The following is an 18,660-nucleotide window of genomic DNA, read 5'->3' on the forward strand; positions in this document are numbered from 1 at the left end:
CGGCCCCGGGTCGAGAGATGCAGAGGTTCACACGATGACTGACACGCTGGACGGCACCGCGGCCGTGGACCGCGCTTCCGGTCGTCGCGGACGGTGGTGGGCAGCGGCCGCAGCCGTCGCACTCCTGGCCGCCGGGATCGGCTGGTGGGCGGTCCGCGGCACCGGAGAGGACGCCGTGGCGATTCCGTCCACGGTGTGCGACGGTTCGCTCCCCGGGTCCCTGGCTGCGGCGGTGCTCCCTTCCGAGGGCGCCGCCTACACGGAGGACACCCAGGACTTCGGCAAGCGCGGCGCGGAGTCCGGTTACTGCTTCCTGCGGGCCGGCGGTGTCTCCGTCGAGGTCAAGTACGACCTGAGCGCGGGCGGCACGTTCACCCGGGCGACCATCGAGAAGCAGGCCGCGGCCAAGGGCCGGTCCCCCCTGACGGCGGACGGGGCCGAAGGGTACGTCGGGGACCGCAGCGGAGCACTGTTCGTGCCGTGCCCGCACGACGGCGACCGTGACGCCGTCGCGTGGGTGACAGCGGGGTACGTGCAGGCCGACGACGACGTGGCGGGATCGCAGCGGGACGCCTTCCGCGACCTCACGATCGCCGCGGCGCGTCACGCCGCCCAGGACGTACTCGGCTGCGCGGGAGCGGGCAGGCAGGGCGGCGGGTCGTGAGGACCGACGCCTCCGGGTGGCGCCCGAGAGGTGATCTGACCGTCGCAGGCGCGCTGCGCGCGGCCCGGGACGACCCGGGCCGCGCCGCGAGCGCGCACGGCGAGGTGACGGCTGCCGGGTGCTAGTGGTTCGACCACGGTCCGGGGCTCTGCTGCTGCGGCTGCTGGTACGGGTTGCCGCGCTGCTGGTACTGCGGCTGGTGCGGCGGCTGCCCGTACTGAGGCTGTCCGCCGCCGCCCCAGCCGGCGGGCGCTCCGGGGCCGCCGGGTCCACCCGGGCCGCCGTCGTTGCGCCTGCCACGCCGTGCGATCTTGACGATCAGCAGGATGACGAGGACCACCACGACCAGCCCGACCAGGCCGACGACCGCGAGGACCAGCCCGTTGGCCGAGGAGGACGAGGTCGCGGCGTCATCGCTCGCGGCTGGGCTCCCCTTGGACTCCGTCGTTCCCGGAGCACCTTCCTTCAGCGACTCGGGGACGGAGAGCGGGCCGTACTTCGCGCCCGCGGGGATGTCCCGCTGGAGGGCCGCCAGCGGCTGGATGAAGCCGTAACCGTAGTGGTCGTCGGGGAGGGCGGTGCCCTTCGCGGACGCGGGAAGCCCGGCGGTCTTCGTGAGGCGGTCGACGAGCTGCCCGACGGTCAGGTCGGGGAACTTCGCTCGCAGCAGCGCCACCGCGGCCGATGTGAAGGCGGTCGCGTCCGACGTTCCGTTGGCGGATCGGTACGGGAAGGACGCGCTGCCGCCGCCGGCGGACACGATGTGCGTCCCCGGTGCGGTCAGCAGGATGCCCTGCCCGAAGTTGGACTTGTCCCAGACCTCACCGGAGTTGTCGACGGCACCGACTGGCAGTACACCGGAGTTGCTCACGGGATAGTTCCAGGCCTCGTGCCCCTTGCCGTCGTTGCCGGTGCCCGACACCACAAGGACGTCCTTCTTCAGGGCATAGGCGACCGCTTCCTCTTCATCGGTCGACGAACTGGAGGTCGCCTGGGAGATGTTGATGACCGAGGCCCCGTGATCGACGGCGTACCGAATCGACGGTCCGAAGCCCTTCTGGTTGTCGCCCGTGTCGCGGATGGAGAGGATCTTCACTTCCGGGGCGAGACCCATCACTCCATCGCCGCTCCCCGGGCCGTGTCCGTGACCGGCGATGATGGAAGCCATCGCCGTTCCGTGGGCGTCACCGTTCTCCGGCAGGGAGGAGTCGTCGTCATCGATGAAGTCCCTGCCCTGGATCACGTTCCCCTTGAGGTCGGCGTGATCGGAGTCGACGCCCTCGTCGATGACCGCGACGGTGACCCCCTTGCCCTTGGAGATCTTCCAGATGGCTTCGGCATCGAACGCCTTGAGCGGCCACTGGTCGTCTCTCACCTGGTCCGCTGCGGCCACCGGCGCCGCGGTCAGCACCAGGGCGCCGGCGAGTACGGCTCCGCCGACCAGGCGCAGCGTTCGTGTGAGGCTCATCCGTGTCCTTCCTCGGGCAGCAGGGGACGCGGCTCGGCCACGTCCCCCACTTTCTACATCCAGCGGCTGATCGAATCGCTATTCGATGACTCGCGGAGCGTTGTTGCGCTCGGGCGTCCAGGTCTCCTCGTCCTCGACCAGGTAGTCCGGACGCTCGCCCTCGCGCCGCTCTTCCTCCTCCGTCCGGTCGGTCTGGCCGCGGCCCATCATGCGGTTCGCGCCCTTGCCGACGTTGCTGCCGCTGCCGGCACCCGCCGCGCCACGGCTCCTGTGCAGGCCCGAGCCCCCCGGCGTACCACGGGTGCCCGACCCGGTGCCCTTGGCGGCACCGACGACGCCGCCGCCCCGGCGGGCCAGGCTGCCCCCGCGACCGGCGCCGGCCGCGCCCCTGCCGCCGGCACCCGCGCCCGCGCCACCCGCACCCGGCATGCCGCCGCGCCCCGCCGCACCGGCGCGCCCGCCGGCAGCGGCGGCTCCACCACGGGCTCCCGCACCACCCCTGGCGCCGAGACCGGCGCCGCCGATGCCACCGCCGGGAAGACCGCCGGTCGCGCCGCCCGCGCCGCCACCGACCGTGCCTCCGGCTCCCACACCGCCACCGGCTCCGGCCGTCCCGCCGCCGGCGCCCGGCGTCGTGCCGGGAGGAGCCGCGATCCCGTCGATCGCCGTACCGACCTGAGGCTTCGTGCTGCCGGCGGGCTTCGGGACCCCGCCGGTGATGCCCGTGTCACGCGGGGACTTCACGTTCGTCGTGGGTTTGGTCGTCCCGCCGGTGCTCCCGGTCACGCTGGTGCGGGAGGTCGTCTTCGGACGGTCGACCGACCGGGACGGAGTGGTGGGAACGACGACGGGGACCGGGGGGTTGCCGATGGGCGCCGGGGGGTAGTCCTCCGGGTCGTCGGTCCGCCTGGTCCACGAACCCATGGTCTTGGACTGCGAGGTGTAGGCGAGGGCCAGCGTCTCCATCTTGGCCGCCATCTGCAACTGGGCTTCCTTGCCAGCCGAGAGGCTGCCCTCGTTGTTGTCCAGGGCGCTCTGCGCGCCCCGGTTGTTCTGGATGTCCTTCTGCCAGTCCTCGCTGCGGTCGAACCCGTCCGTGAGCGCGTCGCCCATGCTCGACAGCCTGCTCGGCTTCTCCATGCTGTCGACCTCCGACTTCACAGGGCGCAGCACGTTCGCGGCGCTCTGCATCGCGGTGGAGGTGTAGTGGGCGTAGGTCGCCGTGTTGTCGATCTGCGTGCTGATCTTCTTCGCCCTGGTCGCGAAGCCCTCGGCGGCGGCTCCCTCCCAGTGCTGGAGGATGTGGTCGACGGCCTTGTCGAAGACCGCCTTGACGCTGCCGTCGCCCTTCACGAGCATGTCGTGGACGCGTCCCCAGGCGTGGGCCACGCTCTCCACCGTGTCCGGGCTGGCGTTGGCGAGCATGGCCTTCATCTCGTCCATGTTCTTGCCGGTGGCGAAGGGCGTCTTCACCTCGCCGGCGAAGCACATCTTCTCCGCCTCGCGGTACTCGTAGGACAGCTCGTCACCCATGGTTCACAACCCCCTCGCGGATCCGCATTTCGTTCATCGGGACACCCGCCGCTCAGCCGCCGGACATGCCGGTCTGGGTGTCGTATTCGGCGTTCGAGTAATGGCCGTGCGCCTTCTTGGTGTTCTTGCCGAATTGATCCATGACCTCGTGCACGACATGGATGATGTCCTCGAGGTAGGTCTTCATGGAGTCGTGGGCCTGGGTCAGGTCCGTGGCCTCCACGAAGCCGGTGCCCAGTGCGCCAGGGGGCAGGTACGTCTGGTTCACGGCGGTCGACTTCGCGCTTCCCATGCTGCTGAGCACGCCGTTGAGCTTGGTGATCGTGTCCTCGAGCTCACTCAGATCGACCTTGTACTGGTCACTCATCGTGTCGCTTCCCCGTTCCTACTCATGTGTTGATCCCTCGCTTGCGACGCCAGTCGCCCAGCACCACGCCGCCGCCGACCAGCAGCGCGACACCGCCGACGGCGCCGCCGACCGTGTAGACGGCGTAGCGCTCGGTGCGTTCCTGGGGGCTCTCGCCGAGGATGACGGTCGCCGCCTCGATCTTCTCGTGGGCCCCGGCGTCGACGACGGGGTCCGGCGTCGGGGCCTCGCGCGGGGTGGTGGCGTCGTCGTTGACGGCCGCCACGGGGTCGATGACGCCCCAGCCGACGAAGTAGTCGCGCCCCGGCTTGCCGCGGTCCGCGGTCTGCTCGATCTGGGTGATGACCTGGCGGTAGGTCCAGTCGGGGTGCTTGGCCCGGATGAGGGCGGCCACGCCGGAGACGTACGGCGCGGAGAAGCTGGTGCCCTGGTCGATGCAGTGGCCGCCGAAGGGGACGGTGGAGACCATGTCGACGCCGGGAGCGGCGATGCCCACGAAGGGGCCGGGCTGCGAGAAGTTGGCGCGGGCGTTGTCCCGGTCGGAGGCGCCGACCGCGAGGACGCCGTCGTAGGAGGCGGGGTAGGTCCGCTTGACCTGGCCGCTCGCGCCGTCGTTGCCGGCCGAGGCGACGATCAGCACGTCGTGGCTCTGGGCGTACTCGACGGCCTGTTCCAACGCGGAGTCGGGCGGCATCGCCGTGGCGGTGTCCTGCGAGATGTTGATGACCTTGGCGCCCTTGTCCACGGCGTGCCTGATCGCCTGGACCATGGTCCGGACCGTGCCGCCGCCCTGGTTGTCGTTCTGCCGGATGGCGAGGATCGACGCCCGCGGGGCGATGCCGACGAAACCCGTCTCCCTGGAGGGCCGGGCGGCGATGATGCCGGCGACCTTGGTGCCGTGGCCGACCTGGTCGTTGGTGCCGTCGTTCCTGGTGCCGTCCTTCTTCTTGCCCGGCTCGATCAGGTCCTCGCCGGCCCCGAACTTGATGGCGGTGGCGAGCTGCCTGTTGCCCTTGTCGACGCCGGTGTCGATGACGGCGACGAGCACCCCGAGGCCCTGGGTGTCCTTCCACAGCTGGTCCAGGACGATGCGCTGCAGCGACCAGGGCGTGCCCTTGATCACGTCGGACGGGAACGAGCACTGGGTGTCGTCGATCTGGAAGCGCTCGCTGCCGCCGTCGTCGGCGAGGACGGTGCGTACGTCACCGACGGACGGCGCCGGGGCGACGCCGGAGGCGGGCAGGCCGAGGGCGGCGAGCGCCGCTGCTGCGGCGGTTACGGCGGTGCGCCTCACGGCGTGCGATCCCACTGCTGTTCATTCCTCCCGTTGTGTGCGGTTCGTGGTCAAACCGCCGACGAGGGCGAGCACGTACGTCTCCGTACACGCCCGCCCTCATCACGCATCACGCGGCCGGCCGCGCGATCAGCCCCAGATCTGCCGGTTCTTGTTCTCGGTGGCCTGGTAGTTCTGCGCGGCCGTGTCGAGGGCACGGGCGATGGCCTCCAGCGTCTGGTGCATGGACGCGGCGCGCTGGTCCCACTCGGTCTGCTTGGCGCGGTAGGCCTCCTGCGCGGAGCCCTCCCACGTGGTCGCGATCTTCTTCACGCCGGCCTCGAGGTCGTCCAGCTGGCGCTTGATGTTGTTGGCCGTCGTACGCACGTCGGTCGCGGCCTGGGAGATGGTCTGGAAATTGACCAGGATCTGCCCGGACATGTGATGTCTCCTCAGATGTTGGATTCGGACGCGTGATCCGGCCGGCGCGGCATCGGTTCACCGCGCGGGGACGGTCATCCGAACGGGTTGCCACCCTGCGCCGAGATGCTCTGGATGGACGCGCGCTGCTCCTCCTCGGAGGCGGAGTAGTTCTTGGTGCTCGCGTCCACGGCTTCCTTGATGTCGCCCAGGATCTGGTTGATCTTGTTGGCGTCCTCGTTCACCTGCGACTGCAGGTTGTTGTACGCCGTGGCGGCGGAGCCCTTCCACCCGGAGGTGATCGTGTCGATCACGGTCTGGAGGCGGCGGATCTCGCCCTGGATCGAGGAGTTGACCGTGGAGATGCGGTTGCTGAACGCAACCATCTCCTCCTCGGTCATGGTGAACTGCTGTCCAGCCATGTGTCGCGTCCCCCATGAGACGTAGAAGATCGGATTCGACGCTCATCGGAAGATGGCGTCGGTCTTCAACTCTAGCCAATAGCAGTGACAAGGCGAACAGGTACCCGGATCCGTATCGGGATCCTGACCTTCCTCACCAAACCCTCACGGTGGCACGGGTGTTGATGGCTTGGCCAATGGTTTGTCAAATACTCAATCAATACCCGTGAAAGCTGGTGGAAATGCCAGTTCAGGAGCCCTGGGCCTGCTTTGCCGCGTTCACTTCGAGCGTCGGTCCGCTCGCGAGGAGGTCGGACCAGATGCGCGGTACGGACACCGGGAAGTTCTTCGCGTAGCCGAGTTTGGTCTGCACGACGCCGACCTCGTCGTCCTGCTTCGCGGCGCCGCCGCTGTCGCTGTCGCCGGTCGTCGGCACCGAGTAGCGCAGTCCGGTGTCGGTGACCAGGAAGATGGACCCGATGCGCTTGTCGGTGCCGTCGTACGCCCGGTAGAAGAGGCCGCTACCGGGCGAGACGTAGGTGTTCGTACCGCTCTGCGCCACGTCCCGGGGGAACTTCTTCCCGGCCCACATGGTCATCGCCGGCCTCTCGGTCAGCTTGTCGTCGACACCGCCGTACACGCTGCAGGCGACCTTGCGGCCGTCCTTCTCGTCCTGGGTGTTGGCCTGCGTGACCGCCTTCTCGGGCCAGCCGAGCTCGTCCATGAACGTCTCGCTCGCCCGCGCCGAGGTGACCTCACCGACGTTGACGGAGACCGCCTCCGGCGACCCCTCGTACAGCGACCTCGCCTGACCGCTGTTCAGCAGCAGCTTCGCCATGAAGTCGGTGACGCGCACGACACGGTCGCGCTGCACCACGTACTGGTCGTCGTTGGCCTTCAGCACCAGGCCGACCTTGGCGTGCTCGGGGCTCAGGCCCGGGGCGGTGGACGGCTCGCCCATGCCGTCGACCTGGGGGAAGGAGATCCCGGCGCCCGGCACGGTGTTGAGGGTGGCCAGGAAGTCGGTGTCGACCTTCTGGGGCTGGGCGGAGGCGCCGAAGATGACCTGGCGCAGGGTGTTGACCAGCTCCGGGTGCTCCTTCCAGTCGGGCCCGCCGAGCAGATAGGGGAAGCCCCGGTCGGTCACCAGGTACTGGGCGCCACCCGGCACCTCGATGTACATGGCCTCGTCGTCGCGGAGCCGGTTCCCGCCCCCGACGAGGGCCGCCTCCTTGGGCTTCTGCTGGTTGATGACGAGGACCGCCCGCTGCGCCGACCGGTCCGTGCCGCCGCCCGGGGTCTCGCACAGCGCCCACGTCTTGGGCTTGCCCGCGTCGTCCTGGCTCGGCAGCCGGTCGGGGGCGTAGGGGATGCCGATGGTGGTGCCCAGCGTCATGCCGCTGTTGTCGAGCACCGACTCCTTGACCTTGATGACCTCGAACTTCTCGGGGTCGAGCAGCAGTCGGGCGGAGGCGAGGTTGAGCACGGGGTGGAGCTGGGCCTCGCCGTTGGTCTTCAGTACGACGTAACGGGTGGTGGACTCGTCGCCGACGATGACCTTCTGGGCGGGGGTGTCCCAGCCCTTGGGCGCGGCGGGCTTCAATATGCCCCAGAATCCGAAGCCGACGACGACCAGCAGACCCACGACGAGACTCGGGGCGACGGTCTTCAGCGGACGCGGCGCGGCCTCCTCGGAACCGTGCGGGGAGGGCTGGAGGAACGCGGCCACCGTGCGCCTGCGTGCGAACGAGTAGGCGTTCAGCTCATCCCTGCGTGTCGCCATCCCTGCGTCAACTCCCCGTATGTCGCTGCTTCGTTGTGGCGTTCCCCGGTCCCGTCGGTCCGCGCGGTGACGGCTGTGGTGAGGGGGACCCCTACTATGCCGTGTGACGATCGCACCGTACGGTACGGGGTGGCGCGATCGGCCCGCCAGCGGCACCCGGAGCGTCCCACGCCGGCACGGCGAAGCGGACGCGAGCGAGCGCTGGACGACGCCGCACGCCGCCCGCGCGGCACAGGTACCGGCAGAAGCAGAAGGGTTGTACGGGGGATGAGCACCGCGACCAGGGCCCGGCGCAGTCCGGGCGACGAGCCATCGCAGCAGTACGCCGGACCACCCGGGGGCGGCCCGGACGGCGCCCCCGCGGCACGGGCCGCGGCGCCGGCGATGACCCGCAGAGCCGGGAGCATAGGCCCCGTGCGGGTGCAGCAGCTCGTGCTGATCGAGCTGGCGCTCGCACTGCTGCTGGGCGGCTGGCTGATCCACAAGGTGGCGGGGCCCGTCGTGGCCGCGGTCGTCGGCGTGCCGCTCGTGCTGTTCGGACTGCTGAGGCGGCGCGGCCGCCCCATGGCGGAGTGGATGGCCACCGCCCGCACGCTGAAGGCCCGTCAGCGGCGCAACGCCGTCGCCGTCCCGCAGGGCACCGACCCCGGTTTCGCACCGGTCGTGGAGTGCGACCCGGCGTTGCGCACCTACGGGTACACCGACGAGCGCGGGCAGCGCGAGATCGGCATGGTCGGCGACGGGACCTTCCTGACGGCCGTCGTCCAGGTGCAGGCGGTCGACGAGCCGCTGCGCCCGGCCCGCGGCGTCCGCTCCCTCCCCCTCGACCTGCTGAACGACCTGCTGACGGTGGACGACATCCGGCTCGCGTCGGTGCAGGTCGTCCAGCACACCCAGCCCGCCCCCGCCCCGCATCTGCCCCCGCAGGCGGTGGCCGCGCGCTCCTACGCGCCGCTGCAGGCGCAGAGCGGGACACCGGGGCTGCGGCTGACCTGGATCGCGATCAAGCTCGACCCCGAACTGTGCCCCGAGGCGGTGCAGGCGCGCGGCGGCGGCATGGCCGGGGCGAGGCGCGCCCTGCTGCGGGCCGCGGACCATCTGGTGAGCCGGCTGGTGGGCACCGGCCTGGAGGCCCGGGTGCTGACCGAGCCGGAGATCATCGCCGCCGTGGCGACGTCGAGTTGCGTGAACCCGCTCGCCACGACGGGCGGCGCCGCCCTCGACGGCAGCCGCCAGGCGCGCCGTACCTCGGAGAGCGTACGCGCGTGGCGCTGTGACGACCGCTGGCACACCACGTACTGGGTGGGCCGCTGGCCGCAGTTGGGCCCCGGCGCCACCGCGCTGCCCGACCTGGTCGGTCTGCTGACCTCCTCGCCCGCGCTGGCCAGCACCTTCTCCCTGGTCCTGGCGCCGGGCGGCAGCCGGGCGGCACTGCTGTCCGGCTACGTTCGGCTGACCGGCCGCAGCGAGAACGAACTCGTCGAGGCACGACGCCAGTTGGAGCAGCGGGCCACCGCGTCCCGGCTGGGCCTGATGCGGCTGGACCGCGAGCAGGTGCCCGGCATCCTCGCCACGCTGCCCCTGGGAGGTACCCGCTGATGCCGGCTCCGACCGTTCCCGCCTTCGGCGGACAGCGTCCCGGCGGGGGCTCCGGCTTCCCCGGTGGCGCCGAGCCCCGCCCCTCACACCTGCCGCAGGGCTCCGACCCGCGCGGCTCCTCGCTCGCCGACGCCGGACGGCGCACGCTGCGCGCCGCGTTCGGGCTGCTCGGGCCGCGCCGGGAGCGGCACACCCTGGGTCCCGCGCAGCTCTCCGGGCTGTCCCTGCCGATCGGTGACGACGGTGTCGTCATCGGCATCGACGCCGCCAACCAGCCCGCAGTGCTGGCGCTGAGCCGCCCGGCCCGGCTGGACGTGGTGCTGGTCGGCAGCATGTGGCTGGCACAGGTGCTCTCGCTGCGTGCCGCGGCGACCGGTGCGCGGGTCGCGGTGGAGACCGCCCGCCCCCAGTCGTGGGCGCCGATGGCGCAGGCGGCGGGCGGCGGCCAGCAGTGCGTGACCGTGCACGAGGTGGGGCGGATCGCTCCGCAGGGTCCCTCGGTGCACAGCCCCGTCGTCATCGTCCGTGACTGCGGCGCCCGTCCGCCGCGCAGCCGGGTGGCGGCGCAGTCCTGGCAGTCTGTGGTGACCCTGCTGCCGTACCTCGGGCCGACGGCCCCGCGGCTGCTCGCCGCTGCCGACGTGGTGGGACTGCAACGGGTCTCGCCCCAGGAGGCCGAGGTCATCGGCCGGTTGATGGGCCTGTCGGAGGCCGACGTAACGGCGCTGCCGACGCTCGGCGACAACGTGACGATGTGGTGCACGCGCAGGCACCGGCAGTTCGTGATGACGCAGCCCACCGACGCGGAGTCCGGCCTCCTCGGCCCCGCCCGGCGCGTGGACTGACCCTGGGTTGCCCCCTCGGACGTTCCGGACGCTCTCGTGCCGCGGCGGTTTCCGGGCCGCGGCACGGGGCATGGGGCACAGGGGTCCCGGAATCCGCAGCGGTCGCGTCAACTCGGCGACGGCTCGGGCCCCGTGCGGGGCAATCGGGGCATCACGGCGGCGTGCCGGTCGTGACGCCCACGGCGCTTGCCCTACCCGCGGGCCGGGTGATTAGGCTCTTCCGGTGAGCCGCGGCGGCTGTGCCGCGGGAACTCCGAGACGGGGGAAACGCGTCCGCTCCGACGGTCCGGGCGCGTACATCAGTTGACCAGGAGGCACAGTGAGCAGCGATCAGGACGACATCCGCACGGGCGGAGCCGTCCCGGACGGGGATCAGTCCGACGCGGACCTCACGGGCGAGTTCCAGATCGACTACGCGCCGCCGTCCTGGTACACGCAGCAGGCGGGGGGAGGCGCGGCCACGCCTCCTCCCCCGCCCCCGGGCCCCCCGGTGAGTCCGCCGCCGCCCGTCGGGCCCCCGGTCGCCGCCCCGCAGAACCCGCCCGTCGGGCCCCCGGTGGGTCCGCCGGTGGTGGCCGCGCCCGAGGCGGCGTCCCCGCGGGAGCCGCAGCACCCCCAGCAGCCGCAGCAGCCGCCGCAACCGCAGGCCGTGCAGCCGTCGGCCCCTGCGCCGGCACCCGCTGAACCGCGGCCTCAGCAGCCCGAGGTCCCCGACGGCGCCCGCGAGGCCGCCGCGGCGGCGGTCTTCGCCGACCCGGAGCCCGCCCTGCCGGAGGAACCACGGCAGGCGGAACCGCAGCCGGTGCAGGAGCCCGCGCCGGTCGCCGCCGAGGTGACGCCCGCTCCCGCGCAGCCGGACCCCGCGACGATCGCCGCCGAGGCGCCCGAGGAGGAGGCCCCGGCCGCCCCTGAGACGCAGCCCGAGCCGCAGGCCCAGCCGCCCCTCACCCCGCCGCCCGCCCCGGCCCCGCAGTCCCAGGTGCCGCCGCTGCCGCCGGAGTACCAGCCGGCGACCCCGCGGGAGGCGCCGCAGGAGGGGTACGGCCCCCCGCAGCCGCCGCACCAGGGCGCGCCATGGGGCGACCCCAACACCCCCGCGCCACAGCAGCCGTACGGCTACGGCTACCCCCAGCAGGCCCGGCCGCCGCACGGCTACGGCTACCCGCAGCCGCCGAACCAGGGCGCGCCCTGGGCCGACCCGAACGCGCAGCAGCCTCCCCAGCCGCAGCCCCAACCGCCGTACCCGCAGCAGGGGTACGGCTATCCGCTGCCCGCACCCGGCCCGTACGCCCAGCCCCAGCCGCCGGTCCCGCCGCAGCAGCAGCCCATGCCGCCGTACGGGCAGCCGGGCCCGCAGCAGCCCCCGGCTCCCGCACCCGGTCCCGCTCCGTTCCCGCAGCAGGGGCAGCAGCCGATGCCGCCGTACGCCGACGGCGCCAACCCCCCGGCGCCGCCGCACGGTTACGGCTATCCGCAGCCCGGGCCCCAGCCCCAGCCCCAGCCGCCGGTGCAGCCGCAGCCGCCGGTGCAGCCGCAGCCCCAGCCCCACGCGCAGCCGCCGGTCCCGCCCCAGCAACAGCAGCAGCCCACCCCGCCCGTGGACCCGCGCACGGCAGCCGGGTGGGGCGGCCCCGGTCCCGGCCAGGAGCAGCAGCAGCGCGTGATGCACGGCGCCCCGCTCGGCTACAACGCGGCCGTCGAGCTGTCCTCGGACCGGCTGCTGCGCCAGCAGCCGAAGGCGCGCAAGAACAACAACCAGCCGTCACGCTTCAAGATCGGCGCCAAGAAGGAGGAGCAGGAGCGCCAGCGCAAGCTGGACCTGATCCGCACCCCGGTGCTGTCCTGCTACCGGATCGCGGTGATCAGCCTCAAGGGCGGTGTCGGCAAGACGACGACGACCACCGCCCTGGGGTCCACGCTCGCGTCCGAGCGCCAGGACAAGATCCTCGCCATCGACGCCAACCCCGACGCCGGCACGCTCGGCCGCCGGGTGCGCCGGGAGACCGGCGCGACGATCCGCGACCTGGTCCAGGCGCTGCCGCAGCTCAACAGCTACATGGACATCCGCCGCTTCACCTCGCAGGCGCCCTCCGGTCTGGAGATCATCGCCAACGACGTGGACCCGGCCGTCTCCACGACCTTCAACGACCAGGACTACCGCCGCGCGCTGGCCCTGCTCGGCCAGCAGTACCCGATCATCCTGACCGACTCCGGAACCGGCCTGCTCTACAGCGCCATGCGCGGCGTGCTCGACCTGGCCGACCAGCTGATCATCATCTCCACCCCGTCGGTGGACGGTGCCAGCAGCGCCAGCACGACCCTCGACTGGCTCGGTGCGCACGGCTACGCCGACCTCGTGCAGCGCAGCCTCACGGTGATCTCGGGGGTCCGCGAGACCGGCAAGATGATCAAGGTGGACGACATCGTCGCGCACTTCGAGACCCGCTGCCGCGGCGTCGTCGTGGTGCCCTTCGACGAACACCTCGCCGCGGGCGCCGAGGTCGACCTCGACATGATGCGGCCGAAGACCCGGGAGGCGTACTTCCACCTGGCGTCACTGGTCGCCGAGGACTTCGTCCGCGCCCAGCAGGCGCAGGGCGTCTACCCGCCCCACCAGCAGATGCCGCAGCAGCAGGGCGGCTACCCGCCCCAGCAGGGGCAGCAGCCCTACCCGCCGCAGCAGCAGGCGTACGGCTACCCGCAGCAGCCGCCGTACGGTCAGCCCGCGCCGCCGCCCCCGCCGGGGCAGGGCGGGATGCCCCAGGGCTGGACCCAGCAGCCGCCCCCGCCGCCGCAGGAGGCCCGGCCCGGGCAGCAGCCCCCGGCTCCGGGTCAGGTCCCGCCCGGCTGGACCCAGCAGGAGTGACCGGAAGGGCCCGCCCCGCCGTCGTGGCGGGACGGGCCCTTCCCGTCTGTCGGTCGGCGGCGCTCCGGCCGCCGTGTCACTCGGCGCCGTGGGCGTCGACCAGCTCCCGGGCGCGCTTGACGTCGTCGGCCATCCGCTCCAGCAGCGCGTCGATCGTGTCGAACTTCTCCATGCCCCGCAGGTAGGCGAGGAAGTCGACGGCGACGTGCAGCCCGTACAGGTCCAGCCCGACGCGGTCGATGGCGTACGCCTCGACGGTGCGCGCGGTCCCGTCGAAGGTGGGGTTGGTGCCGACGGAGATCGCGGCGGGCATGGCCTCGCCCGCCACGTGCAGCCAGCCCGCGTAGACCCCGTCGGCGGGGATCGCGGTGTGCGGCAGGGTCTCGACGTTCGCCGTCGGGTAGCCGAGGTCGCGGCCGCGCTGGGCGCCGCGGACGACGACGCCCTCGACGCGGTGCGGCCGGCCGAGGATCTCGGCGGCGCCCGCCACGTCGCCCTCGGCGATCAGGCGGCGGGTCATGGTGGAGGAGAACGGCTGGCCACCGCCCGCCTCGCCCGTCAGGTAGAGGTCGACGACGTCCACCTCGTAGTCGTACTTCAGCCCCATCGCGGACAGGAACTCCACGTCGCCGGCGGCCTTGTGCCCGAAGCGGAAGTTCGGGCCCTCGACGACGGCCCGCGCGTGGAGCGCGTCGACCAGCACGGTGCGGATGAAGTCGCCCGGCGAGAGCTGGGAGAACTCGGTCGTGAACGGCAGGATCAGCAGGGCGTCGACGCCCAGCTCCGCCATCAGCTCGGCGCGCCGGTGATGGGCCGCGAGCAGCGGCGGGTGGCTGCCGGGGCGGACGACCTCGCTGGGGTGCGGGTCGAAGGTGACGACGACGGAGGCGACGCCCAGCTCGCGGGCCCGTTCCACGGCCCTGCCGATGATCAGCTGGTGCCCACGGTGGACCCCGTCGTACGAGCCGATGGTGACGACGCTGCGTCCCCAGTCCTCGGGGACGTCCTCCAAGCCTCGCCAGCGCTGCACAGTGACCGCTCCTCGACCGCCGATGGTTCTCCGATGTGCAGGTCCAAGCCTGCCATGCCGGTGGGCCCACCGGCGCGGCGCCCCCGGTGACGTGGCCGTTCCGGATCCGGCCCGAGGTCCTTCCCGGCGGACCGCCCGCACCGGAGAAGCGGCCACCGACCGGCGGAAGCACCCCTCGGCGGCCGCCCCCCCCACCCCCGGAGCCCTTCCCCTCACAGGCCCACCGCCTGCGCGGGGGCGAGCTGGTCGCACATGCGCCGGGCGCTGGGGCCGATGACCGCGTCCCACGCCCCGGGGCCGGCGCCCTCGGGGCAGTCGGCCGCCAGCCATCCGCGCACCTGCCGGCCGAATCCGGGCGAGCCGCTGACGAGCTGCACCAGCCGCCGGTCGAAGAGGGCCGCCCCCTCGGGCGTACGGCAGAGCAGGAGGCCGACCCGGTGCACCAGGTCACGCGTCGCCGGAGCCGGCCGCCGGGCGCACCCGTCGGCGGCCGCGGTGAGGAGGGCGTCCAGCACGGCCGGGTCGCGTTCCTGCTCCAGGAGGACGTCCAGCAGCTCCCGGCGCAGCGGGCGGGAGGCGCGGCTGCCCGGCGCGGCCAGCACGGGCGCCAGCACGCTGCGCACCTGCGGCGGGTGCTCCCGCAGCAGTCCGGTGACGAGCGGGAGGAGCACGGCACGGACGGCCGGGCCGTGCTCCAGGCGGCGGTCGAGGTAGGCCGCCGCGTGGCGGGCGTCCTCGGGACGGTGGCCGAGGTGGTCCCAGACCAGGGCGGCGGCCCGGCGGGCCAGCGCCGGCGTGGAGACCTCGGCCAGTTCCCGCAGCACCTCGGCGGCACCGGGGCCGGGTTCGCGCAACCGGGCGTGGAAGGCGGCGAGCACCTGCTCGGGGTGGGTGGGGAGGGCGGCGGCGAGCGCCGCGGCCGGCAGCAGCGGATCACCCGCGGCGAAGCCGTCCAGGGCGGCGCGCAGATGGAGGGAACGGGTCGCCGGGTCCCGTACCAGGAGGCCGAGCGCGGCACCGTGCAGGGCACGGTCGGCGGGTCTGGCCAGGATCGCCAGGGCCGCGTAGCGCAGCAGCTCGCGGTCGGCGGCGAGCACGGCGTGCGGGGCGGCCAGCAGACCGTACGTGGCCGCGGCGGTGTGCCGCTCCGGCCGGTCCTCGTGCGCCCATCGGTCGACGGCGCGGCACACGGCGGAGGGTTCGTCCTCGGCGAGGGCCGCCAGCAGTTCCCGGGCGCGGGGGTGGTCCGTGGCGGCCAGTGCCTCGGTGAGGTCGTCCACGGCCTGCCGCCGGTGCGTGTGGAGCAGCGCCTGCGCCGCGGTGGCGACCGTCGGCCGGAGGCCGGAGGGCGCGGACTGCAGCAGCCGTTCGTCGCTGAACCAGTCGCACACCGCGGGCAGCGAGGGCCGCGGCGCCCCGGTCAGCACCTCGCCGGCCGCCGTCAGGAACCGCTCCCGGGTGCCGTCCACGGCGCGCGGCGGGCCGTCGGCGGGCAGCAGCAGCCGCAGCAGCGCCAGGCGCTCCTCCGGGGAGAGCCGCAGCCGCCGCCAGAACCACGGCCCGAACTCCCCCAGCCCCGGGCCCTCGTGGAAGCCCCCGGTCTCGATCGAGCGGGCGGTGAGGCGTTCCGCCAGCAGCCGCAGCACCTCCCGGTACGGCGTGGCGTCCGGCACCGCGAGCAGGGTCTCCCCCAGCAGGTGCGCGGCCCACCACACCGCGTCCGCGCGCCGGGCCGCCGCCCGCCCGGCGTCCTCGCCCTCGCCGCGCGGCCGTGGCACCCCGTCCAGCAGGACGGTCGCGGCGGCGTCGCGGTCGAGCACGAGGACCAGTTGCCGCAGCCGCCGCGCGAGCGGCTCCGGCCCCGAGCGGCGCGCGGTGAGCAGCAGCGCCTGCACGACGGGGCCGATGCGGTGCCGCGGCACAGGCAGGCAGCGCGGCGCGGAGGGCGGGGCGAGCGACGGCGCGGGCGGCACCGGCGGCACGGCGCTGTGCCGCGGCTGCGCCCCGGCCCGGGCCGGCAGCCGCACGGGGGCCTCGGCACAGCCGTCCCGGTCCCCGGACGACCAGCGGTGGACGAGCGCGTACAGCGCCTCGTCCAGGTCGAGTCGGCAGCCCTGCAGCCAGTCGCCCAACTCCTCGTGCGCGAAGCGGTACCCGGCGCCGGCCGGTACCACGAGCCCCTCCGTGAGCACCGCCGCCGCCCACCCGGAGCGCCACGGGAACAACTCCTCGAACGACGCCCGGTCCAGCTCGCCCGGCCCGGAGCCCAGGCAGCGCCGGGCCGCCTCGTGCGCCTGCCCGGCGACGCGGGCCGCCAGCCGCCGTACCTGCGTGGCCGGCGCGGGACCCGTGGCGGCCGCGATGCGGCCCGCGATCCGCAGGCACAGCAGATCCAGGTGGGCCGAGAAGACCTCCGTCCGGCCGGGCCGTCCGGTGAGGCCGCCGCCGGCGGCCCGTACCTCCGACAGCAGCCGCAGCGCCAGCGGATGCGCCGCGTCCTGCTCGGCGAGGGCGCCGGCGGGCAGCCCGTGGCGCTCGCGGACGAGCCGCGCCGGCTCCTCCGGCAGCGCGCCGAGGCGGAGGCACGCGGGCAGCGCACGGGCACCCGGCGGGGTGCCCGCGTCGTGGAGCGCGCCCGGCGGGAAGAGCGCACCGGCCTGCTCCCAGTACTCGGGGCGGCAGGCCACGATCAGCCGCACCCCCGCCGACCGCAGCCAACGCGCGGTCTCCGCCGTCCACTCGGGCAGCGCGTGGGCGAGCGGCGGCGCCATCTCCTCGGGAGCGTCCAGCACGACGAGCAGCGGCCGCCCCACGGCACGCGCCAGGCGGGCGACGGCATCGGGCGACGCGTCGTCCGGCGCGCGCTCCGGCGCCGTCCCGGCGTGCACGATGCGCCCCGCGGCGGCCAGCGCCCGTTCCACGGCCTCCCTCAACCCGGCGTCCCCCGCGCGCAGTTCGGCCCCCCGCAGCCACACCGTGGGCGCCGGGTCCGGACCCGCGGCACGCCGGGCGGCCAACGCCTCCAGTTCGGTCGTACGGCCGCTGCCGGGGGCGCCGACCAACCCGAGCACCGGGGCGCACCCCTCCCCCGTGAAGCGCGCCAGCTCCGACTCCGTGTCCGGGCGTACGACGGCCTCGCGCCAGGCCCGCGGCCGGGCCGCGGAACCGACCGACGTCGCGGTCAGCTGCAGCGCACCGGCGATGTTCAGGTGCGGCCCGTACGCGGGCACGGTCGCCGCGTTGCGCGCCAGCGCGTCCCCGAGCACCCCGCCTTCCGCGGGCGCCCGCAGCGGCACCGCGAGTCCGCCCGCGCGCCGCCCCGCGTGCAGCGCCGTAACGACGACGCCGTGGACGGCACCGGTCTCCGCGTCGATCACCGGCTCGCCCGAGGCGACCGCGCGCAACGGCTCGTCGTCCCCGCGCGCACCGGCCAGCTCGTACGCCGCGTCGAGCAGATGGAAGCGGTCCGTCGCGGTGTACGTCACCGGCGCCGTCCCGGCGATCGCGGCCTCCACCCACGTCGCACCACGCACCCGCACCGCCCGCCCGGGCCCCGCGGTCCGCGCGAACCCGGCCACGGGCAACGGCGGCACGTCCAGCCCCTCCGTCGCCACGAGCGCGAGCCCCAGCTCCGGCAGCGGCGTGATCGCGTGCGCCTCGACGAGCGTCGTCTGTTCCCCGTGCGCGTGCAGCACGAGCCGCACGAGGCCGTCCACGGCCTCATGGCTCGTCACGAGCGTCCCCCGCCCGTCCCGCGCCTCGACGAGGAACCCCGTCCCCCGCGGCCGTCCGGCCAGGTCACGAACGCGCACCAACGCCCTGTCCACATCGGCGGGCAGCACCGCCATCTGCGCACCTCCCCGCCACAGTGCCCGTTTCGACCGTAGACGTCCGTTGATCGACACAACAGATCCCATGTCGAAAGCGCCCCCCAGCGCTCCCTCTCTTCACTCCGAGCGCCTGCCCGTTGGAGTGAATCGATCTTGCGGGGTGGATAGGGAGGGGTGAGGGGGGATCGTGCGGCGCGGGCCGCCAGGGGGGAGGGCCCGCGCCTCACGGCTGCGCCGCTCCCCGGGGTGAGCCTGCGGCGCGAGCCGTTTGTTTGCGTGCGGGTGCGTTGTGGTTGCGGTTTGGGTCTTTTTCCCGCCCGCCCGCCCGTGGCCCCGGGACGGTTGGTGCGGGTCTGCGCCCGGTTTCATGGGTGGGCCGGGGGCGGGGCCTCCAGGGTGGGCATTCTGTACCGCATATTTATGTGCATGGCGGGCAATCCGAATAGGCGGCGCTCTGCCGCACAACAAATACACGTCAGCGTCCAGAACGCCCACCCCTACGACCCCACCCCCTCCGCATCGCGAGCGACCAACGCCCGGTGGGGGGTGATGAGGCAATCCGGGGTGACCCTGGATTGCCT

The 18,660-nt window shown here is 73.6% G+C and carries 13 protein-coding genes; 4 read left to right on the forward strand and 9 right to left on the reverse strand.

All coding sequences use genetic code 11. From position 1 onward, the window contains the following. The first annotated feature begins 34 nt into the window (after positions 1–34). Complete coding sequence (locus ACFW3D_RS34225; RefSeq protein ID WP_500511076.1) at positions 35–664, forward strand: hypothetical protein; 630 nt, start codon at positions 35–37, stop codon at positions 662–664. Positions 665–785: 121 nt separating this feature from the next. Here the strand turns inward: ACFW3D_RS34225 and ACFW3D_RS34230 are convergent, their stop codons facing one another. The 7 genes from ACFW3D_RS34230 to eccB form a co-directional block, all read right to left on the reverse strand. Further along, positions 786–2,132: a S8 family serine peptidase gene (locus ACFW3D_RS34230; RefSeq protein WP_500511078.1), complete on the reverse strand. Its 1,347-nt coding sequence runs from the start codon at positions 2,130–2,132 to the stop codon at positions 786–788. A 78-nt stretch (positions 2,133–2,210) separates the two neighbouring features. Then, positions 2,211–3,665, reverse strand: coding sequence for a hypothetical protein (locus ACFW3D_RS34235; RefSeq protein ID WP_500511080.1), 1,455 nt, complete (start codon positions 3,663–3,665; stop codon positions 2,211–2,213). A gap of 52 nt (positions 3,666–3,717) precedes the next feature. Continuing rightward, positions 3,718–4,032: a hypothetical protein gene (locus tag ACFW3D_RS34240; protein WP_500511083.1), complete on the reverse strand. Its 315-nt coding sequence runs from the start codon at positions 4,030–4,032 to the stop codon at positions 3,718–3,720. Between the two features lie 22 nt (positions 4,033–4,054). Next, positions 4,055–5,326 carry a type VII secretion-associated serine protease mycosin gene (gene mycP, locus ACFW3D_RS34245; RefSeq protein WP_500511086.1) on the reverse strand — a complete coding sequence of 424 codons (1,272 nt, stop codon included), beginning with the start codon at positions 5,324–5,326 and terminating at the stop codon, positions 4,055–4,057. 129 nt (positions 5,327–5,455) lie between these two features. Beyond that, on the reverse strand, positions 5,456–5,746 hold the full coding sequence (locus ACFW3D_RS34250; RefSeq protein WP_018562629.1) for a WXG100 family type VII secretion target: 291 nt from the start codon (positions 5,744–5,746) through the stop codon (positions 5,456–5,458). Between the two features lie 74 nt (positions 5,747–5,820). Further along, positions 5,821–6,147: a WXG100 family type VII secretion target gene (locus ACFW3D_RS34255; protein ID WP_499602075.1), complete on the reverse strand. Its 327-nt coding sequence runs from the start codon at positions 6,145–6,147 to the stop codon at positions 5,821–5,823. A 229-nt stretch (positions 6,148–6,376) separates the two neighbouring features. After that, positions 6,377–7,909: a type VII secretion protein EccB gene (eccB, locus tag ACFW3D_RS34260; RefSeq protein ID WP_500511088.1), complete on the reverse strand. Its 1,533-nt coding sequence runs from the start codon at positions 7,907–7,909 to the stop codon at positions 6,377–6,379. Between the two features lie 267 nt (positions 7,910–8,176). On the opposite strand from eccB, the gene eccE reads away from it, so the two are divergent. From eccE to ACFW3D_RS34275, 3 genes are all read left to right on the forward strand, one after another. Further along, positions 8,177–9,508, forward strand: a complete 1,332-nt coding sequence (gene eccE / locus ACFW3D_RS34265) for a type VII secretion protein EccE (RefSeq protein ID WP_500511090.1) — start codon at positions 8,177–8,179, stop codon at positions 9,506–9,508. Further along, positions 9,508–10,353: a hypothetical protein gene (locus ACFW3D_RS34270; RefSeq protein ID WP_500511092.1), complete on the forward strand. Its 846-nt coding sequence runs from the start codon at positions 9,508–9,510 to the stop codon at positions 10,351–10,353. The genes eccE and ACFW3D_RS34270 overlap by 1 nt, the downstream gene beginning before the upstream one ends. Before the next feature lie 319 nt (positions 10,354–10,672). Continuing rightward, the gene (locus ACFW3D_RS34275; protein ID WP_500511095.1) at positions 10,673–13,219 is read left to right on the forward strand and encodes an SCO5717 family growth-regulating ATPase; all 2,547 of its coding nucleotides are present in this window, start codon (positions 10,673–10,675) and stop codon (positions 13,217–13,219) included. 76 nt (positions 13,220–13,295) lie between these two features. On the opposite strand, the gene ACFW3D_RS34280 is transcribed toward ACFW3D_RS34275, so the two are convergent. Both ACFW3D_RS34280 and ACFW3D_RS34285 read right to left on the reverse strand, forming a co-directional pair. Next, positions 13,296–14,249, reverse strand: coding sequence for a bifunctional riboflavin kinase/FAD synthetase (locus ACFW3D_RS34280; RefSeq protein ID WP_500511097.1), 954 nt, complete (start codon positions 14,247–14,249; stop codon positions 13,296–13,298). 212 nt (positions 14,250–14,461) lie between these two features. Continuing rightward, complete coding sequence (locus ACFW3D_RS34285) at positions 14,462–18,097, reverse strand: serine protease (protein ID WP_500511100.1); 3,636 nt, start codon at positions 18,095–18,097, stop codon at positions 14,462–14,464. Positions 18,098–18,660: the final 563 nt, after the last annotated feature.

Source organism: Streptomyces sp. NPDC058864 (assembly GCF_042742985.1).
Taxonomy (GTDB): Bacteria; Actinomycetota; Actinomycetes; order Streptomycetales; family Streptomycetaceae; genus Actinacidiphila.